Origin of the sequence: Polaribacter sp. Asnod1-A03 (genome assembly GCF_045063585.1) — a bacterium.
Lineage (GTDB): Bacteria > Bacteroidota > Bacteroidia > Flavobacteriales > Flavobacteriaceae > Polaribacter.
Genome location: NZ_JBEFOE010000009.1, coordinates 3,253,930 through 3,275,730, shown reverse-complemented (window position 1 = coordinate 3,275,730; position 21,801 = coordinate 3,253,930). Strand labels below are relative to the sequence as shown.

The 21,801-nt window shown below is 30.1% G+C and carries 18 protein-coding genes; 4 read left to right on the top strand and 14 right to left on the bottom strand.

Features of this window, described 5'->3' with window-relative positions:
• Nucleotides 1-70: 70 nt before the first annotated feature.
• The 5 genes from mgtE to ACJJVY_RS14600 form a co-directional block, all read right to left on the bottom strand.
• The gene (gene mgtE / locus ACJJVY_RS14620) at nucleotides 71-1,423 is read right to left on the bottom strand and encodes a magnesium transporter (RefSeq protein ID WP_405610362.1); all 1,353 of its coding nucleotides are present in this window, start codon (nucleotides 1,421-1,423) and stop codon (nucleotides 71-73) included.
• 1 nt (nucleotide 1,424) lies between these two features.
• The gene (gene rsmA, locus ACJJVY_RS14615; RefSeq protein WP_405610359.1) at nucleotides 1,425-2,216 is read right to left on the bottom strand and encodes a 16S rRNA (adenine(1518)-N(6)/adenine(1519)-N(6))-dimethyltransferase RsmA; all 792 of its coding nucleotides are present in this window, start codon (nucleotides 2,214-2,216) and stop codon (nucleotides 1,425-1,427) included.
• 134 nt (nucleotides 2,217-2,350) lie between these two features.
• Complete coding sequence (locus tag ACJJVY_RS14610) at nucleotides 2,351-2,536, bottom strand: hypothetical protein (protein WP_405610356.1); 186 nt, start codon at nucleotides 2,534-2,536, stop codon at nucleotides 2,351-2,353.
• Between the two features lie 2 nt (nucleotides 2,537-2,538).
• Nucleotides 2,539-2,868, bottom strand: coding sequence for a DUF4286 family protein (locus ACJJVY_RS14605; protein WP_405610353.1), 330 nt, complete (start codon nucleotides 2,866-2,868; stop codon nucleotides 2,539-2,541).
• Between the two features lie 93 nt (nucleotides 2,869-2,961).
• The gene (locus tag ACJJVY_RS14600; RefSeq protein WP_405610350.1) at nucleotides 2,962-4,731 is read right to left on the bottom strand and encodes a tetratricopeptide repeat protein; all 1,770 of its coding nucleotides are present in this window, start codon (nucleotides 4,729-4,731) and stop codon (nucleotides 2,962-2,964) included.
• Between the two features lie 124 nt (nucleotides 4,732-4,855).
• Here ACJJVY_RS14600 and ACJJVY_RS14595 point away from each other — a divergent pair, with 124 nt between their 5' ends.
• On the top strand, nucleotides 4,856-4,999 hold the full coding sequence (locus ACJJVY_RS14595; protein ID WP_405610347.1) for a hypothetical protein: 144 nt from the start codon (nucleotides 4,856-4,858) through the stop codon (nucleotides 4,997-4,999).
• Between the two features lie 115 nt (nucleotides 5,000-5,114).
• On the opposite strand, the gene serS is transcribed toward ACJJVY_RS14595, so the two are convergent.
• Both serS and ACJJVY_RS14585 read right to left on the bottom strand, forming a co-directional pair.
• The gene (gene serS, locus ACJJVY_RS14590; protein WP_405610344.1) at nucleotides 5,115-6,389 is read right to left on the bottom strand and encodes a serine--tRNA ligase; all 1,275 of its coding nucleotides are present in this window, start codon (nucleotides 6,387-6,389) and stop codon (nucleotides 5,115-5,117) included.
• 59 nt (nucleotides 6,390-6,448) lie between these two features.
• Complete coding sequence (locus tag ACJJVY_RS14585) at nucleotides 6,449-7,381, bottom strand: bifunctional riboflavin kinase/FAD synthetase (RefSeq protein ID WP_405610341.1); 933 nt, start codon at nucleotides 7,379-7,381, stop codon at nucleotides 6,449-6,451.
• Nucleotides 7,382-7,575: 194 nt separating this feature from the next.
• Here ACJJVY_RS14585 and ACJJVY_RS14580 point away from each other — a divergent pair, with 194 nt between their 5' ends.
• Both ACJJVY_RS14580 and ACJJVY_RS14575 read left to right on the top strand, forming a co-directional pair.
• Nucleotides 7,576-10,392 carry a TonB-dependent receptor gene (locus tag ACJJVY_RS14580; RefSeq protein ID WP_405610338.1) on the top strand — a complete coding sequence of 939 codons (2,817 nt, stop codon included), beginning with the start codon at nucleotides 7,576-7,578 and terminating at the stop codon, nucleotides 10,390-10,392.
• A 13-nt stretch (nucleotides 10,393-10,405) separates the two neighbouring features.
• On the top strand, nucleotides 10,406-12,046 hold the full coding sequence (locus ACJJVY_RS14575; RefSeq protein WP_405610335.1) for a G-D-S-L family lipolytic protein: 1,641 nt from the start codon (nucleotides 10,406-10,408) through the stop codon (nucleotides 12,044-12,046).
• A gap of 78 nt (nucleotides 12,047-12,124) precedes the next feature.
• On the opposite strand, the gene ACJJVY_RS14570 is transcribed toward ACJJVY_RS14575, so the two are convergent.
• Nucleotides 12,125-13,339, bottom strand: coding sequence for an aminotransferase class V-fold PLP-dependent enzyme (locus ACJJVY_RS14570; protein ID WP_405610332.1), 1,215 nt, complete (start codon nucleotides 13,337-13,339; stop codon nucleotides 12,125-12,127).
• A gap of 100 nt (nucleotides 13,340-13,439) precedes the next feature.
• Between ACJJVY_RS14570 and ACJJVY_RS14565 the strand changes: the two genes are divergently transcribed.
• The gene (locus ACJJVY_RS14565; RefSeq protein WP_405610329.1) at nucleotides 13,440-14,759 is read left to right on the top strand and encodes a serine hydrolase domain-containing protein; all 1,320 of its coding nucleotides are present in this window, start codon (nucleotides 13,440-13,442) and stop codon (nucleotides 14,757-14,759) included.
• Between the two features lie 74 nt (nucleotides 14,760-14,833).
• On the opposite strand, the gene sufD is transcribed toward ACJJVY_RS14565, so the two are convergent.
• The 6 genes from sufD to ACJJVY_RS14535 all read right to left on the bottom strand — a co-directional run bounded on the left by sufD (nucleotide 14,834) and on the right by ACJJVY_RS14535 (nucleotide 21,714).
• Nucleotides 14,834-16,147: a Fe-S cluster assembly protein SufD gene (gene sufD / locus ACJJVY_RS14560; RefSeq protein WP_405610326.1), complete on the bottom strand. Its 1,314-nt coding sequence runs from the start codon at nucleotides 16,145-16,147 to the stop codon at nucleotides 14,834-14,836.
• Between the two features lie 101 nt (nucleotides 16,148-16,248).
• The gene (gene sufC, locus ACJJVY_RS14555; protein ID WP_405610323.1) at nucleotides 16,249-16,998 is read right to left on the bottom strand and encodes a Fe-S cluster assembly ATPase SufC; all 750 of its coding nucleotides are present in this window, start codon (nucleotides 16,996-16,998) and stop codon (nucleotides 16,249-16,251) included.
• A gap of 19 nt (nucleotides 16,999-17,017) precedes the next feature.
• Nucleotides 17,018-17,869, bottom strand: a complete 852-nt coding sequence (locus tag ACJJVY_RS14550) for an N-acyl homoserine lactonase family protein (RefSeq protein ID WP_091896843.1) — start codon at nucleotides 17,867-17,869, stop codon at nucleotides 17,018-17,020.
• 10 nt (nucleotides 17,870-17,879) lie between these two features.
• The gene (gene sufB, locus ACJJVY_RS14545; RefSeq protein ID WP_405610319.1) at nucleotides 17,880-19,328 is read right to left on the bottom strand and encodes a Fe-S cluster assembly protein SufB; all 1,449 of its coding nucleotides are present in this window, start codon (nucleotides 19,326-19,328) and stop codon (nucleotides 17,880-17,882) included.
• Nucleotides 19,329-19,341: 13 nt separating this feature from the next.
• Entirely contained in the window at nucleotides 19,342-19,671 is a 330-nt protein-coding gene (locus tag ACJJVY_RS14540) for a HesB/IscA family protein (RefSeq protein ID WP_405610316.1), read from the bottom strand.
• A 132-nt stretch (nucleotides 19,672-19,803) separates the two neighbouring features.
• Nucleotides 19,804-21,714, bottom strand: coding sequence for a M1 family aminopeptidase (locus ACJJVY_RS14535; RefSeq protein ID WP_405610313.1), 1,911 nt, complete (start codon nucleotides 21,712-21,714; stop codon nucleotides 19,804-19,806).
• Nucleotides 21,715-21,801 lie beyond the last annotated feature (87 nt).

Sequence of the window (21,801 nt, the reverse complement as noted above, 5' to 3'; positions counted from 1 at the left end):
TAGAAAGGGTTGTGTCTAAAATTAGAAGAAAAAGAAAAAAAGTCTAACTGAAAATTTAGTTAGGCTTTTTTTAAAACCCTAAAACTAATCTTGCAATACTAAAGTAAATTATAATTCCTAAAATATCATTACTTGTAGTAATAAATGGCCCCGTTGCTAAAGCAGGATCAACACCTCGTTTATCTAAAATAATCGGAATAAAAGTACCAATAATAGAAGCGATAATTATTACTGAAATTAGAGATATTGCTACCGTAATTCCTAAATTTAAAGGAAATCCTAAAACTAACATTCCTGCAGACATTAATAAAGCTGCTAATACCACACCGTTTAATAAACCTTGTGCTATTTCTTTTAATAATCTTTTAAATAAAGAACCTTTTAAACTATCGTTAGCCAAACCTTGTACAATAATTGCAGAAGATTGCACACCAACATTACCAGCCATTGCAGCAATTAAAGGAGTAAAGAAAAATAATTCTGGAAAACGATCCATAGCACCATTAAAACTACCTAATACAGAAACAGAAACAAAACCACCAAAAAGAGCTAAAATTAGCCAAGGTAATCTTGCTTTTGTAAGCTCCCAAATAGTATCATTCACTTCTACGTCTTGAGAAAAACCTGCAGCCATTTGGTAATCTTTATCAGCTTCGTCTTTTATTAAATCTACAATATCATCAATAGTAATTCTTCCTAATAGAACATGGTTATCATCTACTACAGGTATGGCTTCTAAATCGTATTTAGCCATAACTTTAGCAACTTCATCATCATCTTCATTAACATTTACATAGGTTACTTTAGGTATGTATATTTCAGCAATTTTTTGTTCGTTTTTTGCTGTAATTAAATCTTTTAAAGAAAGACGTCCAATTAATTTTTCTTCTTTGTCTACAACATAAATAGAGTGTACTCTGGTAACTTCTTTAGCTTGTCCTCTAATTCTTCGTAAGCAACCTGCAACGGTCCAAGTTTCATAAACTTTTACTAGTTCTTTTGCCATTAAAGAACCTGCAGAATCATCTTCATAAGAAAGTAATTCTTTTATATCTGCCGCATGCTCAACATCTTCTAAAGCATTTATTACACGTTCTTGGCGTTCCTCTGATAGTTCTCCAATAATGTCTGCAGCATCATCGGTATCCATTTCTTTAATTTCTTCTGCAATTTCTTTTGCAGAAAGGTTTTCAAGAATTTTTTCACGAATATCTTCATCTAATTCTGTAAGAATTTCTGATGTTTTTTCACTGTCTAAAAGCTTAATAATATAGATAGCATCATCAAAAGAAAGCTCGTGTAAAACTTCGGCAATATCAGCATAATGGACTTCCTTAAAAATCTTTTTTATTTTGGAGTCATCATTAGAATTAATGAGTATTGTTAAGTTTTCTAGAAATTCTGGTGTGATATCAAATACCATTTTATGCTAGTTTTTTTGTCAGTTCTATAAAATCATTTACTGATAATTGTTCTGGTCTTTTGGTAAATATAACTTCTTCTTTTAAAGCATCAGAAAGTTGAAAAGATTTTAAACTAGAACGCAACATTTTTCTACGTTGATTAAATGCGGTTTTTACAACTCTAAAAAAAAGTTTTTCATCAACAGGTAATGTATAGTTTTCTTTTCTAATTAATCTTATTACACCCGAATCTACTTTTGGTGGTGGATTAAAAACAGTTGGCGGAACCGTAAAGAGATATTCTACATCATAAAAAGCTTGTGTTAAAACAGAAAGTATCCCATAAATTTTACTTCCTTCTTTTTCTGCAATTCTCATAGCAACTTCTTTTTGAAACATGCCTGCAAATTCTGGTACAAACTCTCTATTTTCTATCGCTTTAAAAACAATTTGTGTAGAAATATTGTAAGGAAAATTACCAATAATTGCTACTTGTTTTTTATTAAAAATATCTTGAATATTTTTCTTTAAAAAGTCGCCTTCTAAAATGGTAAAGTGGTCTTTAGAAGTGTCTAATTTTAGATGTTCTAACCGAAAAGTATCTTCTAAGTAACTTACTGATTCTCTGTCTAATTCCATAACAGTAACCTTCGGTTTTTTCTGTAATAAGTATTTTGTTAAAACACCCATTCCTGGGCCAATTTCCAAAACATTATCATACCCATTTTCTGTTAAAGCATCAGCAATGTTTTTTGCAATAGTTTCATCAGTTAAAAAATGTTGCCCTAAGTGTTTTTTTGCTTTTACTGTCACAGTGATAGTTTTTATCCTTCTTTAACAAATGTACTGTAAATTATGCAGAATAGTAGGTTGCATAGCTGTTTTAAAAATGAATGGAAAGTGTTTATAAAATATAGAGATATTTAATAAAATTAAGTTTAAATATCTTATGTGTTTTTAAGACTAAAAGGAAAAATTATTAAAGACAATCCTATTCCACACAGAAGGCCAGCAATGGTTTCTTGTGGCTCAATTCCCCATTTTAAATAAGTTAATAAAGCTCCAAAAAACAATAATAGAAAGCCAAGTAGCATTAATTTTTTTCTGTTTTTATAGATCTTTTGGTTTAACATAATTAATTGCTAATGTTTGTAGGATAAAATTCTTTTATCAACTTTAATTCGGTTCTAAAAGATAACATTTTATCACCAAATTTCTTAAGACTTTTTAGTTGTAAAGTTTCTGCATGTTCTTTATAATACTCTTCTAAATCTTCTCTTGTATTTGCGGTGTATTGTACAGAATAAGTTTTACCACCCATTTCTTCATTAACTAGAACTTCGGTAAGTTTTGCTGAGGTAAATTTCCCCGTATTTAATACGTTTAAAATTTGAGTTTCCATCCAAGTTAACCATTCTTTATGTAAAGAATCTTCGATATTTATTGTTACATTATATATATACATTGTAATCTTTTTTAGTGATTTGTTTTAACTGTATGCCAAACTGTTTCTTTTTGGGTAAATTTTACACAGTAAAGAGTTATAGTATCATTAAAGCTAAATTGTATCTCCTCTTATTTTTCGATACTTTTTTCTGGCATCCACCAAAAAAATACTAGAAGAATAATCAAAAATAATCTTTTGATAGTATTCTGATGCTTTTTCTGGATTATTTAGATGATTATTATATAATTCTGCCAATTCAAAATAAGCATCATCAATTAAAATACCATCGGGTTTTAATAAAATTACTTTTTCTAAATTAGAAATTGCTGCATCGTATTGGTTAAGCTTTATAAAAAGTTTTGCTTGTTCAAACAGTGCTTCATCTTCAATTGGTTGCCCTTTAAAGTTTTGATTAATAATATTTAGAGTGTCTACTGCTTGTTGTGTTTTATTTTGAAAAGCTAATAGTGCAGCTTTAGAATATTGAATAAGCCCAGATGGAATAGAGTCTACCGGTTCGTTATCTGTTATGGTTAAATACAATTCTAACGCGTCATTGGCAATTAATTGAGTTGTAGAACCTTTTAATATTTTTAATTGTGCTTTAGCCCAAGTAAAATCTCCTTTAAAATAACTTGTTTGTGCAACTTTAAAACGTGCTTGTTGTGCTAATTCATGATTTTTTAATTGGGTTTGAATTTGAGAAAAATAGATTAATGCTTTGTTATATTTCCCTGTAAATACTAAAATATCTCCTAATTTTAGCTTAATTCTTGCTTTATCAAACTTAGAATTCGTAAAGTTTAATGCTTCTTCTAAAACGGATTTAGCTTCGGTTGGATTGCCTTTTTTAAAAGTTAAAAAATCTGCATATTCAACTTGTATATTTATTGTTGATGTATTTTTTCCGAATTGATTAAAAAGCGATAAAAACAATTTTTCTGTTTCGGGATTGTTAGTAGCAACAGCTATTTTTACAAGAAATAAAGACGCTTCAATTTTTTCTGTTTGTAAGGTTTCTTCTTTAAGAATAAAAGTAAAAGCCTCTTTTGAAGTATTATAATCTTTGTTTTCAAAAGCTATTTCTCCTAAATCAAAAATAGTATTTAGGTTTGTAGGATTTCTTTTGTACAAAGCTTTTTCTTGAATAAAAGCTTTGTTATAATCTTTCTGTTGTATAAAAAGCCAACTCAATAAAACATTCCAAACATCTTTTGGGTTACTTGCAGATTTTCTTAAAAGTGCTTTTCTAAATAAAATATTTGCTTCATTTTCTGTATCATCTGTAATATATCTGCTTGTAAACCTTTTAACTAAATTATAATTTTCTATGTTTTTGTCTACCAGGTTAAGATAAGATTCAAACATTTTTTTTAAATCACCTTTTTCTCCATAAATCTGCCCAATTCTAAAGCTGTAATCAGCTTTATCATTTTTAGCCATTGTTTTTTCATACGCTAAAATTGCATTGTCTAAAAGATTATAATCTTTAAAAATTCTACCAATAAATCCACCGTAATAACTGTTTTTATCAATAGAATTTAGTGCTTTAGTATAGTTTTTTTGAGCTAATTCTGGTAATTGTTGTTTTTGATAATTATAACCTAAATAAACATAAAAAAATGTTTGATCAGGATTTTTATCAAGTGCATCTTTAACAATTTTTTCTACTTCGTTAAACTTATCGGTTTCTTGATAACAAGAAATTAATCTAGTTAAGTAAGTAGTGTTAAAGGGATTTTTAGCATATAAATTTTTAAAAATTTGAGTCGCTTTTTCATATTCTCCTTCTCTGTAATAATCTTCTGCCAAAAAATAATCGTTTTGAGAGAAGCTAATACCAGTTATAGTAAGAAAAATAAGTAAAAAAAGTTTTTTCATCAATATCAAAGATAATCAACCTAAATGTTAAATTTTTATTAAACAAGCTGTTTTAGAAAGTTTTAGTGTAACGTTTTGGCACGGAACTTGTCTATAGTTTAAACAACTAATAAAACTTAAAATTATGAATACATTTTCTAAACAATACGAAATTGCAAAACAAAACTCAATTGAGTTTATGAAAAATGGACAAATTAGTGCTTATTTTAATGCACTTTTAGAAATGAATAAATATAAGAGATTAATGGTAGCTGTGGTTGCTAACTAAGTTTGGTTTGCAATTAACAGTTGCTGCTTGCAGTAATATTAGAACTGCAAACCGCTACTGAAATCTATTTTTACAAACTTGAGTACTGAGTACTGTTGTAAACTGAATACTAGAATTAATTTATAATATCAAAACCACAATAAGGGACTAATACTTCTGGAATTTTAATTCCTTCTGCTGTTTGGTAGTTTTCTAAAATTCCTGCTAAAACACGTGGTAAAGCCAAAGAACTACCATTTAATGTGTGTGCTAATTCACTTTTACCCTCTTTGTTTTTAAAACGAAGCTTTAATCTATTTGCTTGAAAAGTTTCGAAATTAGAAGCAGAGCTAATTTCTAACCATCTATCTTGCGCAGTAGAAAACAATTCAAAATCGAACGTTAAAGCAGACGTAAAACCTGTATCACCACCACACAAACGTAAAATTCTATAAGGTAATTTTAACTCTCTTAAAATATCTTTAATATGTTCCACCATTCCGTTTAAGGCTTGGTAAGAATTATCTGGATGTTCTATTCTTACAATTTCTACTTTATCAAACTGGTGTAATCTATTTAAACCACGTACGTGTGCACCATAACTACCAGCTTCTCTTCTAAAACATGGCGTATAACCTGTAACTGTTATAGGAAAATCTGTTTCTTGTAACAAATTACCACGAAACATATTAGTAATAGGAATTTCTGCAGTTGGTATTAAATACAAATCATCTACTGTAGAATGATACATTTGCCCGTCTTTATCTGGTAATTGCCCAGTTGCTGTTGCAGAATCTGTGTTTACCAAATGTGGTACTTGTACTTCTGTATAACCGGCATCGGTATTTTTATCTAAAAAATAGTTAATTAAAGCACGTTGTAATCTTGCTCCTTTTCCTTTATAAACCGGGAAACCAGCTCCAGAAATTTTTGTACCTAATTCAAAATCGATGATGTCATATTTTTTTGCAAGTTCCCAATGCGGTAATGCATTTTCACCTAAATCAGGTATAATTCCTTCACTAAAAATATTTTCATTATCCTCTTCAGATTTTCCTGCTTTTACAGAGGTGTGAGGTACGTTAGGTATTTGATATAACAAACCTTGCAACTCTTCTGCAAAACCATTTAAAGCTTCAGATAATTCTTTAGACTGATTTTTAAGTTGACCTGTTTTTTCTTTTAAAATATTTGCTTTTTGTACTTCTCCAGATTTAAAAAGACCACCAATTTCTTTGGATAATTTATTAGACTCTGCTAAAACATCATCTAGAGAAACTTGTGTTGCTCTTCTATTTTCATCAGCATTTAAAACTTGCTCAATAATTGTTTCTGCATCTGCAAAATTACGTTTTGCTAACCCTTGTAAAACGGTTTCTTTGTTGTCTCTAATAAATTGTACTTGTAACATTTTTTTGTATGTTTTAAAGGACAAATATACAGTAAGCTTAAGACTTGGGCAATGTAGAATTATAGATTGTTTTTAATATAATTTCTGGCTATTTCTTCGTCTTTTTTTAATTGATTAATTAAAGTTTTTAAAGAACTAAATTTTTCTTCGTCACGTAAAAAATAAAGCAATTCTATGGTAAGATTTTTATCATACAAATCTTGATTAAAATCAAAAAAATGGACTTCGATTGTTTGATGCTTTCCATCTACCGTAGGTCTATTTCCAATATTCATCATACCAAAAATAGTTTTATTATCAATGCTAGATTTTACAACATAAACACCTGTTTTAGGGATTAATTTATAAGTTTCTTTAATATCTATATTTGCGGTAGGGAAACCTATTTTGCCACCTAATTTTTTACCATTTACAACATTGCCATTTAGCATAAAATTATACCCTAAATAATCATTGGCAGTTTTTAAATTTCCGGTTGCTAAAGCACGTCTAACTTTTGTAGAACTTACAGAAACATCATCTATATCTTGTGCCGGAATTTCTTCTACTACAAAATCGTATAAATGACTGTATTCTGTTAATTGAACAATATTTCCTTCTCTATTTTTACCAAAATGATGATCGTAACCAATAATTAATTTTGATATATTTAATTGATTTACTAGAATATTACGCACAAATTCTAAAGCAGTCATTCTAGAAAATTCTCTGCTAAAAGGATGAATGATTAAATAATCTAAACCAGTTTTTTTAAGAAGAGATGCTCGTTCTTCTATGGTATTAATTAATTCTAAAGAATTGTCTTTTTGGAGCACCATTCTAGGGTGTGGAAAAAAAGTTAACAGAACAGATTTTCTATTTGCCTTTTTTGCCTCTTTAACTAATTTTTCAATTATCTTTTGATGTCCAAAGTGTACTCCATCAAAAGTACCAATAGTAACAAATGTTTTTTCTTTAGTAGAAAATTTAGAAATATTTTGAATTGTATTCAAGAAAAATAAAATTAATTGCCTTACAAATGTACAATAAGTAATTGTTTAATTTTATGAAGAAAAGTAGAGTTTTATGGGTTTTGATATGATAATTTTAACCCTATATTTTATCAATAAAACAAAAAAACGTACAAAATATTAAATAATTCAAAAAAAATTGTATTTTGCATAATAGTTAACAAATAATTTACATTATGATAAAAAAGATTTTACTTATAGCATTTATAGCTTTTAGCAGTTTAACAATGGTTGCGCAAACCGTAGTTACTGGTACGGTTAAAGATGCAAAAACAGGAGAGTTACTTCCTGGAGCAAATATTAAAATTTCAAGAAAAGCAGTTGGTACAACAACAGATTTCGATGGAAATTTTATCTTAAAAACAGAAGATAATCCTCCATTTATATTAGAAATTTCTGTGTTAGGTTTTCATACAGAAAAAGTTGAAATTACTAAGAATGATCAAAAAGTAACAATAAATTTAGTAGAGAATGAAACATCTTTAGATGAAATTGTAGTTTCTGCTTCTAGAACACCAGAACGTATTATGGAGTCTCCTGTTACTATAGAAAGAATGGATTCTAGAGCTATTAAAAATACATCAGCTCCATCTTTTTATGATGGTTTAGAGAATTTAAAAGGTGTAGATATTAACACCAATAGTTTAACATTTAAATCTGTTAATACACGTGGCTTTGCAACATTTTCTAATACAAGATTTATGCAGTTGGTAGATGGTATGGATAATTCATCACCAGCATTAAATTTTGCTTTGGGTAATTTATTAGGAATGTCTGAGTTGGATGTAAAAACGGTAGAATTATTGCCAGGAGCTTCATCTGCATTATATGGAGCAAATGCTTTTAATGGAATTATGTTTATGACAAGTAAAAGTCCTTTTGAAGATCAAGGAATAAGTGTATCTTTAAAAGGAGGAATTACTAGCCAAGAAGCTGCGGGTAACAACGAATTTTATGATTTAAACATTAGAATGGCACATGCTTTTTCTGATAAATTGGCTGTAAAAGCTACAATTGCTTATTTAAAAGGAGAAGAATGGCATGCAACAGATTATAGAAATACCCTAAATGGAAAATATACTTCTGGTGATAGAGATTCTGATAGAAATTACGATGGTTTAAATGTTTATGGAGATGAAGTTTCTACAAACTTAAAAGGTGTTGCAGAAACATTAGAAGGTTTAGGAATTTTGCCAACAGGAGCAGCTGCTTTAGTACCCAGTGAAAATGTAAGTAGAACAGGATATAATGAAAGAGATTTAATGACTTATGAAGCTAAAAGTTTAAAATTTGTTGGTGCAATAAATTATCGTCCTTTTGGTGATGATCGTTTAGAACTTATATGGAATTCTAAAGTTGGTATTGGTAACACAATTTATCAAGGAACAAATAGATATAACATAAAAGATTTTTTAATGGAGCAACATAAATTAGAAGCAAGAGGTAAAAACTTTTTTGTTAGAGGATATATGACGAGTGAAGATGCAGGTAATTCTTATGATACTCGTTTTGCTGCCATTAATGTAAACAGATCTTGGAAAGATGATAATACTTGGTTTGGGGAATATACAGGTGCTTATGTACAAGGTACTTTAGCGGGTTTAACTTCGGATGAAGCACATGCAGTTGCAAGACAAACAGCAGAAACTGGTAGATTATTACCAGGTACAGAAGCCTTTAAAGAAGCTTTTGATAAAGTTATTGCAGACCCAGATTTAACTACTGGTGCAAAATTTCAAGATAACACAAAATTATATCATGCAGATGCAAATTATAATTTAAGAGATTATATAAGTTGGGCAGAAATACAAATAGGAGGTTCTTATAGATTGTATTCTTTAAATTCTAACGGAAGTATTTTTACAGATTATGATGGAGCAATTGATTATAATGAATACGGTTTTTACTTGCAATCTCAAAGAAAATTTTTAGAAGAAGAACGTTTAAAAGTAACAACTTCTATACGTTATGATAAAGCACAAAATTTTGATGGTAATTTTTCTCCGAGAATTTCATTTGCATATGCAGCCGGCGAAAACAAAAATCAGAATTTTAGAGCATCTTTTCAAACAGGTTTTAGAAACCCAACAACACAAGATCAATACATTGGTTTAAATGCAGGTAGAGGGTTTTTAGTAGGTTCTGCTCCAGATAATTTAGATAGATATTCTACTCCAGAATTAACTGTAAGTGGTTCTGGACAAGCTTTTACGGGCTCAAGTACAATATCTTTAAGCGGAAGGTCTGCTTACGAAAATGCATTTTCTCAAACCTCTGTAGAGGCTTTTGCGGCAGATCAATCTAGTTTGCCAACAGATGCTAATATAGCTTTAGTAAAACCAGAAAAAGTAACTGCTTTTGAGGTTGGTTACAGAGGTATTGTAGCAGCAGCAGATTCTAACATTGCTATAGATTTAAGTGTGTATTATAATAGTTATGAAGATTTTATTGCTAATAAGAATGTGGTAGTTCCTTTTTATGGTGAAGTAGGGGATAATTCTTTATCGCTGCTCGCACTTGGTAATGGAGATTATACCGGTTTTCAAACATATACAAATTCAGCTGCAGATATAAGTTCTTATGGAGCAACAATCGGTTTAAATACTAAGGTTTTTAAAGATTTTAATTTAGGTTTAAATTATACGTATGCTAAATTTGATTTTGATCAAGCATCAGATCCAGATTTTGAAGCAGGTTTTAATACACCAGAACATAAAGTTAAATTACAATTTGGTAAAATAGAATTATTTAAAAACTTTGGTTTTAATATTAATGCTAGATGGCAAGATAAATATAGATGGGAATCTACTTTCTTAGATGCAACAATAGTTGCTAGAACTGTAATAGATGCACAAGTTAACTATAGTGTGCCATCAATAAAATCTATATTTAAATTAGGTGGAGCAAATTTAACAGGTAAAGAATATTTAAGTGCACCAGGTGTTGGAGCAATAGGTTCTCAATACTACCTATCTTGGACAATTAATAATTAAAAAATAAAATTTCATGAAAAATTATAAATATATAGGCTTGTTTCTTTTATCATTAAGCATTATTTCTTGTGATGTAAATAATGAATTAGGAACAATTGCTGCAGAAGAAGAAACACAAGTAGAATTAAACACAAATGGTTTAGATTTTTCTAATTACATTTCTATTGGAGCTTCATTTACAGCAGGTTTTACAGATAACGCTTTGTTTATAGCATCGCAAGAAAATTCTTTTCCTAATATTTTAGCCAGTAAATTTGAAACTGAATTCAATCAACCTTTAATGAATGATAATATTGGTGGATTGCTTTTAGGAGGATATCTTGTTCAGTCTCCAAGGTTATATTTTGATGGTTCTGGTCCTGTAACATTAGATGCAACACCAACAACAGAAATTACAAATTCTGTAAGCGGAAGTTTAAATAATTTTGGAGTTCCAGGAGCAAAAAGTTTTCATCTTGTAGCAGAAGGTTATGGAAGTGTAGCAGGAGTTGCTTTAGGTTCTGCAAACCCTTATTATGCAAGATTTGCCTCCAGTTCAACAGCAACAGTTCTTGGAGATGCATTGGCTCAAAACCCAACATTTTTTACGTTGTCAGAAATTGGAGGAAATGATGTTTTAGGATATGCCCTTTCTGGTGGAACAGGAGTTGATCAAACAGGTAATTATGATCCTACAACTTATGGTGTATCAGATATTACAGATCCAAACATTTTTGCAAACGTTTTTAATAGTATAATAACTAATTTAACAGCTAATGGAGCAAAAGGTGTTGTAGCAAATTTACCATACATAACAAATTTGGCTCATTTTACAACAGTACCTTATAATCCTTTAGATCCTAATAATGTAGATTTTGCAGCTCAAATACCAACATTAAATACTGTTTATGGAGCTTTAAATCAAATTTTTAATGGATTAGGAGAAACAAGTAGAGTAGTAGAGTTTTCGACAACAAGTGCCAATTCTGTGGTAATTAAAGATGAAGCTTTAACAGATTTATCAACAACTATTACTGCTATTTTAGCAGATTCTTCAAATACCACTTTTATTGGGTTTGTACAATCTATGGGTTTACCTGCAGAAGCGGCTCCGCTGGTGGCGCAGTTATTAGGAGCTCAATATGGACAATCTAGACCAGCAACAGAAGACGATTTATTAGTTTTACCAAGTAGCGCTGTAATAGGAGAAATAAACCAAAGTTCTGTAGAAAGTTTAATGGCTATTAACCCGCTCGTTACAGAGGCTTTAGCGGGACAATTTTCTGCTGAAGGGGTAACATTACCTTTAGAAGATAAATGGGTAATTACACCAGAAGAACAATTAAAAATTAAAACAGCTACTGATGCTTATAATTCTATTATAGAAACCACAGTAAATGCGAATGATAATTTGGCTTTAGTAGATTTTAAAGCGATCTTACAAGAAGCTTCTGATGGTATAGCTTTTGATGATTATACTATGACTACAAATTTAGTTACTGGTGGACTTATAAGTTTAGATGGCATACATTTAACGGCAAGAGGTTATGCGTTAATGGCAAATAGATTTTTAGAAGCTATTGATACTGAGTTTGGATCTAATTTTACATCTGCCACAAATGGTTTGGCAAAGGCAGGTGATTATCCAACAAATTATTCTCCTGCGTTGAGGTAATTTTACATAAAGTTTTATAAACTAAAAAAGGTTGAGAATTAAATTCTCAACCTTTTTTTTAATTATATCTAATCATTTTTAAGACAACATCATTGCTGCTCTTTTAACACCAGCTATTAAAATATCAATTTCTGCTTTGGTATTGTAAAAAGAAAAAGAAGCTCTAATTGTTCCTGGTATTTTGTAAAAATCCATAATAGGTTGTGCACAATGATGACCAGTTCTTACAGCAATACCTAATTTATCTAAAATAGAACCCATATCATACGGATGAATTTTATCAATATTAAAAGAAATTACTGCTGTTTTTTCTTTGGATGTTCCGTAAATTTTTAAACCTTCAATTTTTAACAACTCTTGTGTTCCGTATTCTAAAAGCTCATTTTCATATTCAGCAATATTATCAAAACCAACAGCATTCATATAGTCTATTGCAGCTCCAAAAGCAATTCCTCCACAAATATTTGGTGTTCCTGCTTCAAACTTATGAGGCAAACCAGCATAGGTAGTTTTTTCAAAAGTTACCGTATCAATCATTTCTCCACCACCTTGGTAAGGAGGCAATTTTTCTAACCATTCTTGTTTTCCGTATAACAACCCAACACCAGTTGGTCCACATAATTTATGAGCAGAAGCTACATAAAAATCAACATTTAAAGCTTGTACATCAGGTTTAATATGCGGTGTCGCTTGTGCACCATCAATTAAAATAGCTGCATTTACTTTGTGTGCCGCATCAATAATTTCTTTAATCGGATTTACCGTTCCTAATGCATTAGAAACATGATTACAAAACACCAATTTTGTATTTTCATTCAATAAATCACGATACACATCCATTTGTAAAGAACCGTCTTCATTCATCGGAATTACCTTTAAAATAGCTCCTGTTTTTTCGCACAACATTTGCCAAGGCACAATATTAGAATGGTGTTCTAAAGCAGAAACAATAATTTCATCATCTTTCTTTAGAAGTGAAGCAAATCCTGATGCAACCATATTTATACTATCGGTTGTACCAGAAGTTAAAATAATTTCATAAGCTTCTTTTGCATTAAAATGATGCTGAATTTTAATACGCGCTTCTTCGTACTTATCGGTTGCTTCTTGACTTAATGTATGCACACCTCTATGAATATTGGCATTGTAATTACTGTAATAATCTACAATGGCATCTATAACAACTTGAGGAGTTTGAGAAGTGGCAGCATTATCAAAATAGACTAAAGGTTTACCGTGAATCACTCTTTTTAGAATCGGAAAATCTGCTCTAATTTTATCAACATTTATCATACAAAATCATTTTAAAACACAAAGATAAAGGTTGATTTTTTAAACTTGTAAAAAAGCCAATATGATTTTCTTATTTTTACATAACTAAACCCTTTTTCTGATGAAAGCAATTAAACGAATTCTTCTTCTATTACTTATAGTTGTTTTAATAGCAATAATTTATAATTATCCAAAGTTGAATATGTTGTCTGGTTATTCTGCTAAAAATATGGCTTCTTCTGTTTTTGTTGCTGATAGAAGTTTAGCGTTTACAGATGCAACCGATAATAATTTTTCTCCCGTTAATTTAGCTTCAGATGAGGTTGATATAGAAAATAAAATTGCTACTTCTTCTGCTTTTGGGTTATTAACTAGAAAAGCGGTTTATAGAAAAGGATTAGGATCTGTTTTAACGTTGACCGCTGAAGATGAAACTGCCGATTATTTAGTTCCTAAAAGAGCAAAACCAGATAATTTAACACCGTATCCTTATGGAAATGCGCCACAAAAAGATACCGTTTTCGTAAATTTAGATTATGATAAAATAGATAAATCTGTCAATTTTTTGTTTGATTCTATCAACAAAACGAGAGCAGTTTTGGTTATTTATAAAGATAAAATTGTTTTAGAAAAATATGCAGACGGATTTACAAAAGATTCAAAATTATTGGGTTGGTCTATGACAAAGAGTTTGTTAAGTACTGTTTTTGGCGTAATGCAGCATCAGCATAAAATAAATGTGTTAGATAAAGCACCAATTACTTCTTGGCAAAATGATGAACGAAAAAACATTACCATCAATAATTTATTACAAATGAATTCTGGTTTAGAGTGGGATGAAAATTATACCACAATTTCTGATGCGACTAAAATGTTGTTTTTAGAACGCGATATGACAAAAATACAAGAAGAAAAACAGTTGGTTGGTAAACCAAATGAAAGTTGGAATTACTCTTCTGGAACTAGTAATTTATTATCAGGAATTTTAAGAAGTCAGTTTAAAACACATCAAGAATATTTAGATTTTTGGTACACAGATTTTATTGATAAAATAGGAATGAACTCTATGCTTTTAGAAGCCGATTTAAGCGGAAATTACGTTGCTTCTTCATATTCTTGGGCAATTACAAGAGATTGGGCAAAGTTTGGTCTTTTATACTTACATAATGGAAATTGGAACGGAACACAGCTTTTTACAAAAGATTGGGTAAATTATATTACCACGCCAACACCAACTTCTAACGGAACATATGGAGCGCAATTTTGGTTAAATACAGAAAATGAATTTAAAGATGCACCAAAAAACATGTATTTTGCTGATGGTTATCAAGGGCAAAGAGTGTACGTTTTACCAGATCAAGAAATGGTAATTGTACGTTTTGGATTAAAAAACTTTGATGAAAATACTTTTTTGAAAGGTGTTATAGAAAGTGTTAAATAGATAAAACTGCTTTTAAACACAAAAAAACCACGCAATTTGCGTGGTTTATATTTATTAAAAAAGTAATGATTTATTTACAAATCAAAACCAATATTTACGTTTAATTTTTCTGCAATTAACTTTGTAATTCTAGATTTAACTTCGGGTATTTTTACACTTTCTAAAACAGTATTAGCAAAAGCAAACATCAATAAAGCTTTACCTTCTTTTTGAGGAATACCACGTTGTTGCATGTAAAATAAAGCATCATCATCTAATTGACCAATAGTACAACCGTGAGAACATTTTACATCATCAGCAAAAATTTCTAGTTGAGGTTTTGCATTTATCGTTGCTTTATCACTCACTAAAATATTATTGTTTTGTTGATAAGCATTTGTTTTCTGTGCTTCTTTATCTACAATAACTTTTCCGTTAAAAACAGCCGTAGAACGCTCGTCATAAATACCTTTGTAATCTTGGTGAGATTCGCAATTTGGCTCTATATGATGCACTAAAGTATGATGATCTACATGTTGTTTTCCTTCAATAATAGTAACTCCTTTTAAAATAGAATCTATATGTTCTCCGTTTTGATAAAAGTTTAAGTTGTTTCTTGTAATATTTCCTCCAAAAGAAAATGTGTGTACAGAAACAATACTATTCGATTTTTGATCTACATATGTATTATCAACCAAAGAAGCGTTTATGTTATCATTTTGAATTTTGTAAACATCTACAGTAGCACTTTTTGCAGCAAAAATTTCTGTAACTGCATTAGATAAAACTGCGTTTGATGTTAAACTTTGATGACGCTCTATAATTTGTACATGTGCATTTTCTTCTACAACAATTAAATTTCTTGGCTGTACCATGGTAGAAATATCTGCACAAGTAGAAAAATTAATAATTTGTATAGGTTTTTGTACTTCTACATTTTTAGGAATATGTATGTACGCTCCTTCTTTTGCAAAAGCGGTATTTAAAGACGTTAAATTGTCTTGTTTAGCCACTTTGTTAAAATACTTTTCTATTACAGGTTTGTATTTTGGTTTAGAAAAAGCTGCAGACATTAAACAAACGTCTATGGTATCGTGTGTTGTTTCAGATAAAAACGGACTGTATTTACCATCAATAAAAACTACTTTATAAGTGTCTATATCGTGTATAAAATACTTTTTTACATCCGCTAATTCTACTGCAGTACATTTATTAGGAAAAATACTGTAATCTTCTTTTAAAATTGAGTTTAAAGAAGTGTATTTCCAAGCTTCCAACTTTTTGGTTGGAAAACCTAACTTTTCAAAATTTTCTAAAGCTTCTGTTCTAATTTCATGAACATCAGAATTGATGTCTACTTCATTTTCAAAAGCTACGTATGATGATAATAATTTATCTTTTAATCCCATTGTTTTTTAGTTTGAAAGTTGAAAGTTGAAAAGTTTTAAACGTTAATTACTCAACCTTTTAAACTTTAAGAACTTTATAAACTTTAGGAACTTTTTTACTTCTAAACTAATTCCTGTTTAATCCAATCGTATCCTTTTGCTTCTAATTCTAAAGCTAAAGATGCGTCACCAGTTTTTACAATTTTTCCATCGTATAAAACGTGCACAAAATCAGGAACGATATAATCTAATAAACGTTGGTAGTGTGTAATTACAATTACTGCGTTGTCTTTAGATTTTAACTTGTTTACACCGTTTGCAACAATACGCAAAGCATCAATATCTAAACCAGAATCAGTTTCATCTAAGATGGCTAATTTTGGCTCTAACATTGCCATTTGAAAGATTTCGTTACGTTTCTTTTCTCCTCCAGAAAAACCTTCGTTTAAAGAACGCGATAAAAATTTACGGTCTATTTCTAATAATTCAGATTTTTCGCGAATCATTTTTAACATGTCTTTTGCAGGCATGTCTTCTAAACCTTTTGCTTTTCTAGTTTCGTTAATAGCCGTTTTAATAAAGTTTGTTACAGAAACTCCAGGAATTTCTACCGGATATTGAAAAGATAAAAACACCCCATTATGTGCTCTTTCTTCTGGTGCTAATTCACTAATGTCTTCACCATTTAATTCAATATTTCCGTCTGTAACTTCGTATTCTTCTTTACCTGCAATAATGTTTGCTAAAGTACTTTTTCCGGCACCATTTGGTCCCATTATTGCATGTACTTCACCTGCTTTAACTTCTAAATTCAATCCTTTTAAAATTGATTTATCTTCTATATTTGCGTGTAAATTGTTAATTTTTAACATCTTTTTTATGCTATTTGCTTTAAGCTTTAGGCTCTAAGCTGTTTAATAATTCTTCTAATTTTTTGTATGCTATTGGTGAGTGTTGAATAATAATTTCTGCATTTTTTTCTTTTGCAAAAGTTTCAAACTTATCCATACTTTCTAAGGTTTCTTTTGCATCATAATTAAATGAAGGCACCCCTTTTGTTGCTCTGTTTTCTTCAAAATGATATAAATCTCCTGTTAATAAAACTGGTTTTTCTAAACCAGCAACTTCAACATATAAAGATTGATGTCCTATTGTATGACCCGGAGTATATTTTATAACTACCGTTCCGTCTCCAAAAACATCATAATCTCCTTTAATTTTTTGTACATTTTTTAATGCTGCTAACGCAGGATTTTTAGCTTTTAATGTATCACCAAGGTTTGCATTGTATTCGTTTTCTTGTACAATCCATTTGGCATCTTTCATATAATTTGCATGTCCTGTATGATCAAAATGAGAATGAGACATGGCAAAATAGTTGAAATCTTCAATCTTAAAACCAATTGTTTTTAATTGATTAACCAAAGAATCTGGTCTTTGAATTCTAAAAACACCACTTGGTTCATCAAAAGGTTCTGGTTGTACTAATTGTTCTGGCAAACCAGCATCCCACATTAAGTTTCCTTTTGGATGAGAAATTACATAATAAGCGTCTGTAAATTGTTTTGTTTGCCCAGTGTATGTTGTGTCTTGAGAAAAAGCTTCTAATTTTTTTACAAAAATAGAACCACCTACTAATTGATATAATTTTACATCAGCTTTAGCGGTTTCTTCTACTTTTTTCTCAGTTTTTTTACAACTTACAATTGCTAAACCTAAAAATAATATGATTATTTTTTTCATGATTTTTATTTTATCCTACAGAACCTTCTAAAGAAATTTCCAATAATTTTTGAGCTTCCACAGCAAACTCCATTGGTAATTTATTTAAAACTTCTTTACTAAATCCGTTTACAATTAGTGCGATTGCTTTTTCTGTATCGATACCACGTTGGTTACAGTAAAACAATTGATCTTCACCAATTTTACTTGTAGTTGCTTCGTGTTCTATTTGTGCCGATTTATTTTTAGCTTCTATATAAGGAAACGTGTGTGCTCCACATTCGTTACCCATTAATAGAGAATCACACTGAGAAAAGTTACGTGCGTTTTCTGCTCTAGAATTTATCTGAACCAAACCTCTATACGAGTTTTGAGATTTTCCTGCAGAAATACCTTTAGAAATAATGGTAGATTTTGTGTTTTTACCAAGATGAATCATCTTAGTTCCTGTATCTGCTTGTTGATAATGATTGGTTACTGCAATTGAATAAAATTCTCCTACAGAATTGTTTCCTTTTAAAATACAAGAAGGATATTTCCAAGTTACCGCAGAACCTGTTTCTACTTGTGTCCAAGAAATTTTTGCATTTGTTTCGCACAAACCTCTTTTGGTTACAAAATTAAAAACACCACCTTTTCCGTTTTCATCACCAGGAAACCAGTTTTGAACCGTAGAATATTTAATTTCTGCATCGTCCATTGCAATTAATTCTACAACGGCAGCGTGTAATTGATTTTCATCTCTTTGTGGCGCTGTACATCCTTCTAAATAAGAAACATAACTACCTTTATCTGCAACAACTAATGTTCTTTCAAACTGACCAGTTCCTCCTTCATTAATTCTAAAGTAGGTTGATAATTCCATTGGACAACGTACACCTTTAGGAATGTAGCAGAAAGATCCATCAGAAAAAACAGCTGAATTTAATGCTGCATAAAAATTATCTGAAGTTGGTACAACAGTTCCTAAATATTTTTTAACCAATTCTGGATGTTCTTGAATTGCTTCTGAAATTGGCATAAAAATAATACCTTTTTCACCCAATGTTTTCTTAAAAGTAGTGGCTACAGAAACAGAATCCATTACAATATCAACCGCAACATTGGCTAGTTTTTTTTGTTCATCGATAGAAATTCCTAATTTCTTAAAAGTTTCTAATAAATCTGGATCTACTTCGTCTAAAGAATTTAATGTTGGCTTCTTTTTAGGAGCAGAGTAATATGCTATTTCTTGAAAATTTGGTTTTGGGTAATTTACATTTGCCCAATCTGGTTCTTCCATTTTTTCCCAAACTCTAAAAGCTTCAATACGCCAATCGGTCATCCATTGTGGCTCATTTTTCTTTTTAGAAATTGCACGAACTACGTCTTCATTTAACCCTTTTGCAAAGGTTTCACTTTCTATATCTGTATAAAAACCATATTCGTATTCTTTGGTTTTTAATTCTTGTTCTAAATCTTCTTCTGTATACTTTGACATGTTTGTCTAATTTTTAAAGTGAAAATGATTCTCCACATCCACAAGTTCTGTTGGCATTTGGGTTGTTAAAAACAAAACCTTTTCCGTTTAAACCTCCAGAATATTCTAATGTTGTTCCTACTAAGTATAAAAAACTTTTTTTATCTACAATGATTTTTACATCATTTTCTTCAAAAACTTTATCGTTTTCTTCTTTTTTATTATCAAAAGTTAAATCATATGACAAACCTGAACAACCTCCACTTTTTACGCCAACGCGAACAAAATCGGTTGCTGCGTTAAAGCCGTCATCAGTCATTAGTTCTATGACTTTCTTTTTTGCTGTGTCTGAAACTTTTATCATAATTTTATAATAGATTAAATCTAAATTGTGTGCAAATATACGATATAAGTCGTATAAATTCAGTAAACTTTCATTATGATAGTTAATAGATTAATTAGTTTTATTGATGATGTTTTTTAAGTTGATAGAATATCAATTTTTGATAATTTTTTTACGAAAAATTCCAGAAGAAGTTTCTACAGTAACTATGTATACTCCTTTATTTAATTCTGATAAATTTACTTCATTTTTTGTAGACTCTAACATTTTTTGGCTTAACAAATTGTAAACTTTTACTTTATGGATTGTTGTTGTGTTTACAGTATTTATACTAAGAATATCATCAACAGGATTTGGATAAATGGTTAAAAAATCAGAAGTATGATTGGCAGGAGTGTTTAAAGTTGAGCTATTATTTTTAGATATTAAATGAGAATCAGGATCAAAATCAACAGAATCTACTGTAAAAGAAACGTCTTCAGTAAAAGTTTGTTCATTTTGTGTATTGTCTAAAATTAAATCTAAAATTTCTCCGTTTGTTCCGTTTAGACGGATAGGAACATTGGCTTCAAAAAACGAAACAGAGGCATCACTTTGAGTTTGATTTAAAGTAATATTTACCGAATTTGTTTCTGTTTGATACCAATTTAAATTATAACTTGGGTAACCTTCGTTGTAAATCCAATCATTAAAAAATTCAGTTAAATTAAGATTACTTTCTGTTTCTAAATGTACAATTAAATCTGGCGTTTTTGCATAGCCATACGCTAGATTTTCATCAGAAAGATAATTTTTTAATCCTTTAAAAAAAGCAACATCACCTAGTTTTTTACGCAACATGTGTAAAACCATTGATCCTTTATTATAACTTAATCTGCTATTAAAAATTCTGCTAACACTTGTGGTATCAGCATCAGAAAGATAAACCGCACCATTTGTAGAAGTGGTAATGGAATTAATTTTATTGTAACGCCAGTTTTTAAAAGCGTCATCGCCATCTAAATTTTCTACAGTTAAACCCGTAAGATAAGTTGCAAAACCTTCGTTTAACCAAATATCTTTCCAGCTTCCGCAGGTAACTTTATTGCCAAACCATTGGTGTGCTAATTCGTGTGCAATTAAATCTCTATTAAAACTTCCCATAAAAGAAACAGTTGTATGTTCCATTCCGCCTCCCCAACCAAATTGAGCATGTCCGTATTTTTCATTATCAAACGGATAATTGCCAAAAAGGTTGATAAAATTATTCATAATATCAACCGTAATTTCTGTGCTGTTTTTTGCGTAAGTTATATCTTCTGGATACACATAATTTACAATCGGAAACGGATTTCCGTTATTAGAAACTGAGTGAGAATAAGTTTCGTAATTGGTAACTGCAATGGCAATTAAATAAGCCGGAATTGGATATTGATGTTTAAAATGTGTTGTCTTTTTTCCGTTATTAATTGTTGCACTTTGTTCTAATCCGTTAGAAACCGAAGTGTATGTTTCTGGAGCAGTTATGTATACATCAATGGCATCAATTTTATCATTCAAATCTTGTTTGCAAGGCCACCAACCTAAAGCTCCGTATGGCTCAGAAAGAGTCCAAAGAACAGGTGTTCCGTTATGTGTATTTACTTCAAAAGAACCAAAACCGTTGCTTGTTGGGTTTCCACTGTAAGTGATGGTAACAGAAGTAGATTCATTGCTATTTATAGTGTTTTGTAGTGTGATGATTAATTCGTCATCAGAATTTTGAGTAAACGCTAAAGTATTGTTGTTTTGAGTAACATTACTTACCGTCATATTATCATCCAAATCAAAAATAACAGTATTCATATTTTGTAAAGCGGTAAAAGTTGTGGTTACTTTTCCGGATATTGATGCGATTGCAGGATCTACAGAAAACTCTAATTTATGATAGGAAATGTCGTAATTAGAAGTATTAGAATTTGCTTTAAACTCCATTTTTTTAGAAGCCGATTTTGCTTCTGCTTCAGAAATAAGTGTTGTTTTTTGAGCCTTTATGGATAAAAAACCAATTAAAAAAACAAGTAGCGTTGTGGTAAATTGATTCATGCTTAGAAAGATAGATTCTCAAAAATACCATTAAAAAGACAAAATAATTAAATATCGATGTAAAAGTAATTCTGTCCTTTTTTAGAA

Coding starts and splice junctions, on each gene's coding strand:
- mgtE (WP_405610362.1), bottom strand. CDS start 1,423: ATGGTATTTGATATCACACCAGAATTTCTAGAAAACTTAACAATACTC.
- ACJJVY_RS14565 (WP_405610329.1), top strand. CDS start 13,440: ATGAAAGCAATTAAACGAATTCTTCTTCTATTACTTATAGTTGTTTTA.
- ACJJVY_RS14600 (WP_405610350.1), bottom strand. CDS start 4,731: ATGAAAAAACTTTTTTTACTTATTTTTCTTACTATAACTGGTATTAGC.
- ACJJVY_RS14610 (WP_405610356.1), bottom strand. CDS start 2,536: ATGTTAAACCAAAAGATCTATAAAAACAGAAAAAAATTAATGCTACTT.
- ACJJVY_RS14605 (WP_405610353.1), bottom strand. CDS start 2,868: ATGTATATATATAATGTAACAATAAATATCGAAGATTCTTTACATAAA.
- ACJJVY_RS14550 (WP_091896843.1), bottom strand. CDS start 17,869: ATGAAAAAAATAATCATATTATTTTTAGGTTTAGCAATTGTAAGTTGT.
- serS (WP_405610344.1), bottom strand. CDS start 6,389: ATGTTACAAGTACAATTTATTAGAGACAACAAAGAAACCGTTTTACAA.
- ACJJVY_RS14580 (WP_405610338.1), top strand. CDS start 7,576: ATGATAAAAAAGATTTTACTTATAGCATTTATAGCTTTTAGCAGTTTA.
- ACJJVY_RS14535 (WP_405610313.1), bottom strand. CDS start 21,714: ATGAATCAATTTACCACAACGCTACTTGTTTTTTTAATTGGTTTTTTA.
- sufB (WP_405610319.1), bottom strand. CDS start 19,328: ATGTCAAAGTATACAGAAGAAGATTTAGAACAAGAATTAAAAACCAAA.
- sufC (WP_405610323.1), bottom strand. CDS start 16,998: ATGTTAAAAATTAACAATTTACACGCAAATATAGAAGATAAATCAATT.
- ACJJVY_RS14540 (WP_405610316.1), bottom strand. CDS start 19,671: ATGATAAAAGTTTCAGACACAGCAAAAAAGAAAGTCATAGAACTAATG.
- ACJJVY_RS14575 (WP_405610335.1), top strand. CDS start 10,406: ATGAAAAATTATAAATATATAGGCTTGTTTCTTTTATCATTAAGCATT.
- ACJJVY_RS14595 (WP_405610347.1), top strand. CDS start 4,856: ATGAATACATTTTCTAAACAATACGAAATTGCAAAACAAAACTCAATT.
- ACJJVY_RS14570 (WP_405610332.1), bottom strand. CDS start 13,339: ATGATAAATGTTGATAAAATTAGAGCAGATTTTCCGATTCTAAAAAGA.
- sufD (WP_405610326.1), bottom strand. CDS start 16,147: ATGGGATTAAAAGATAAATTATTATCATCATACGTAGCTTTTGAAAAT.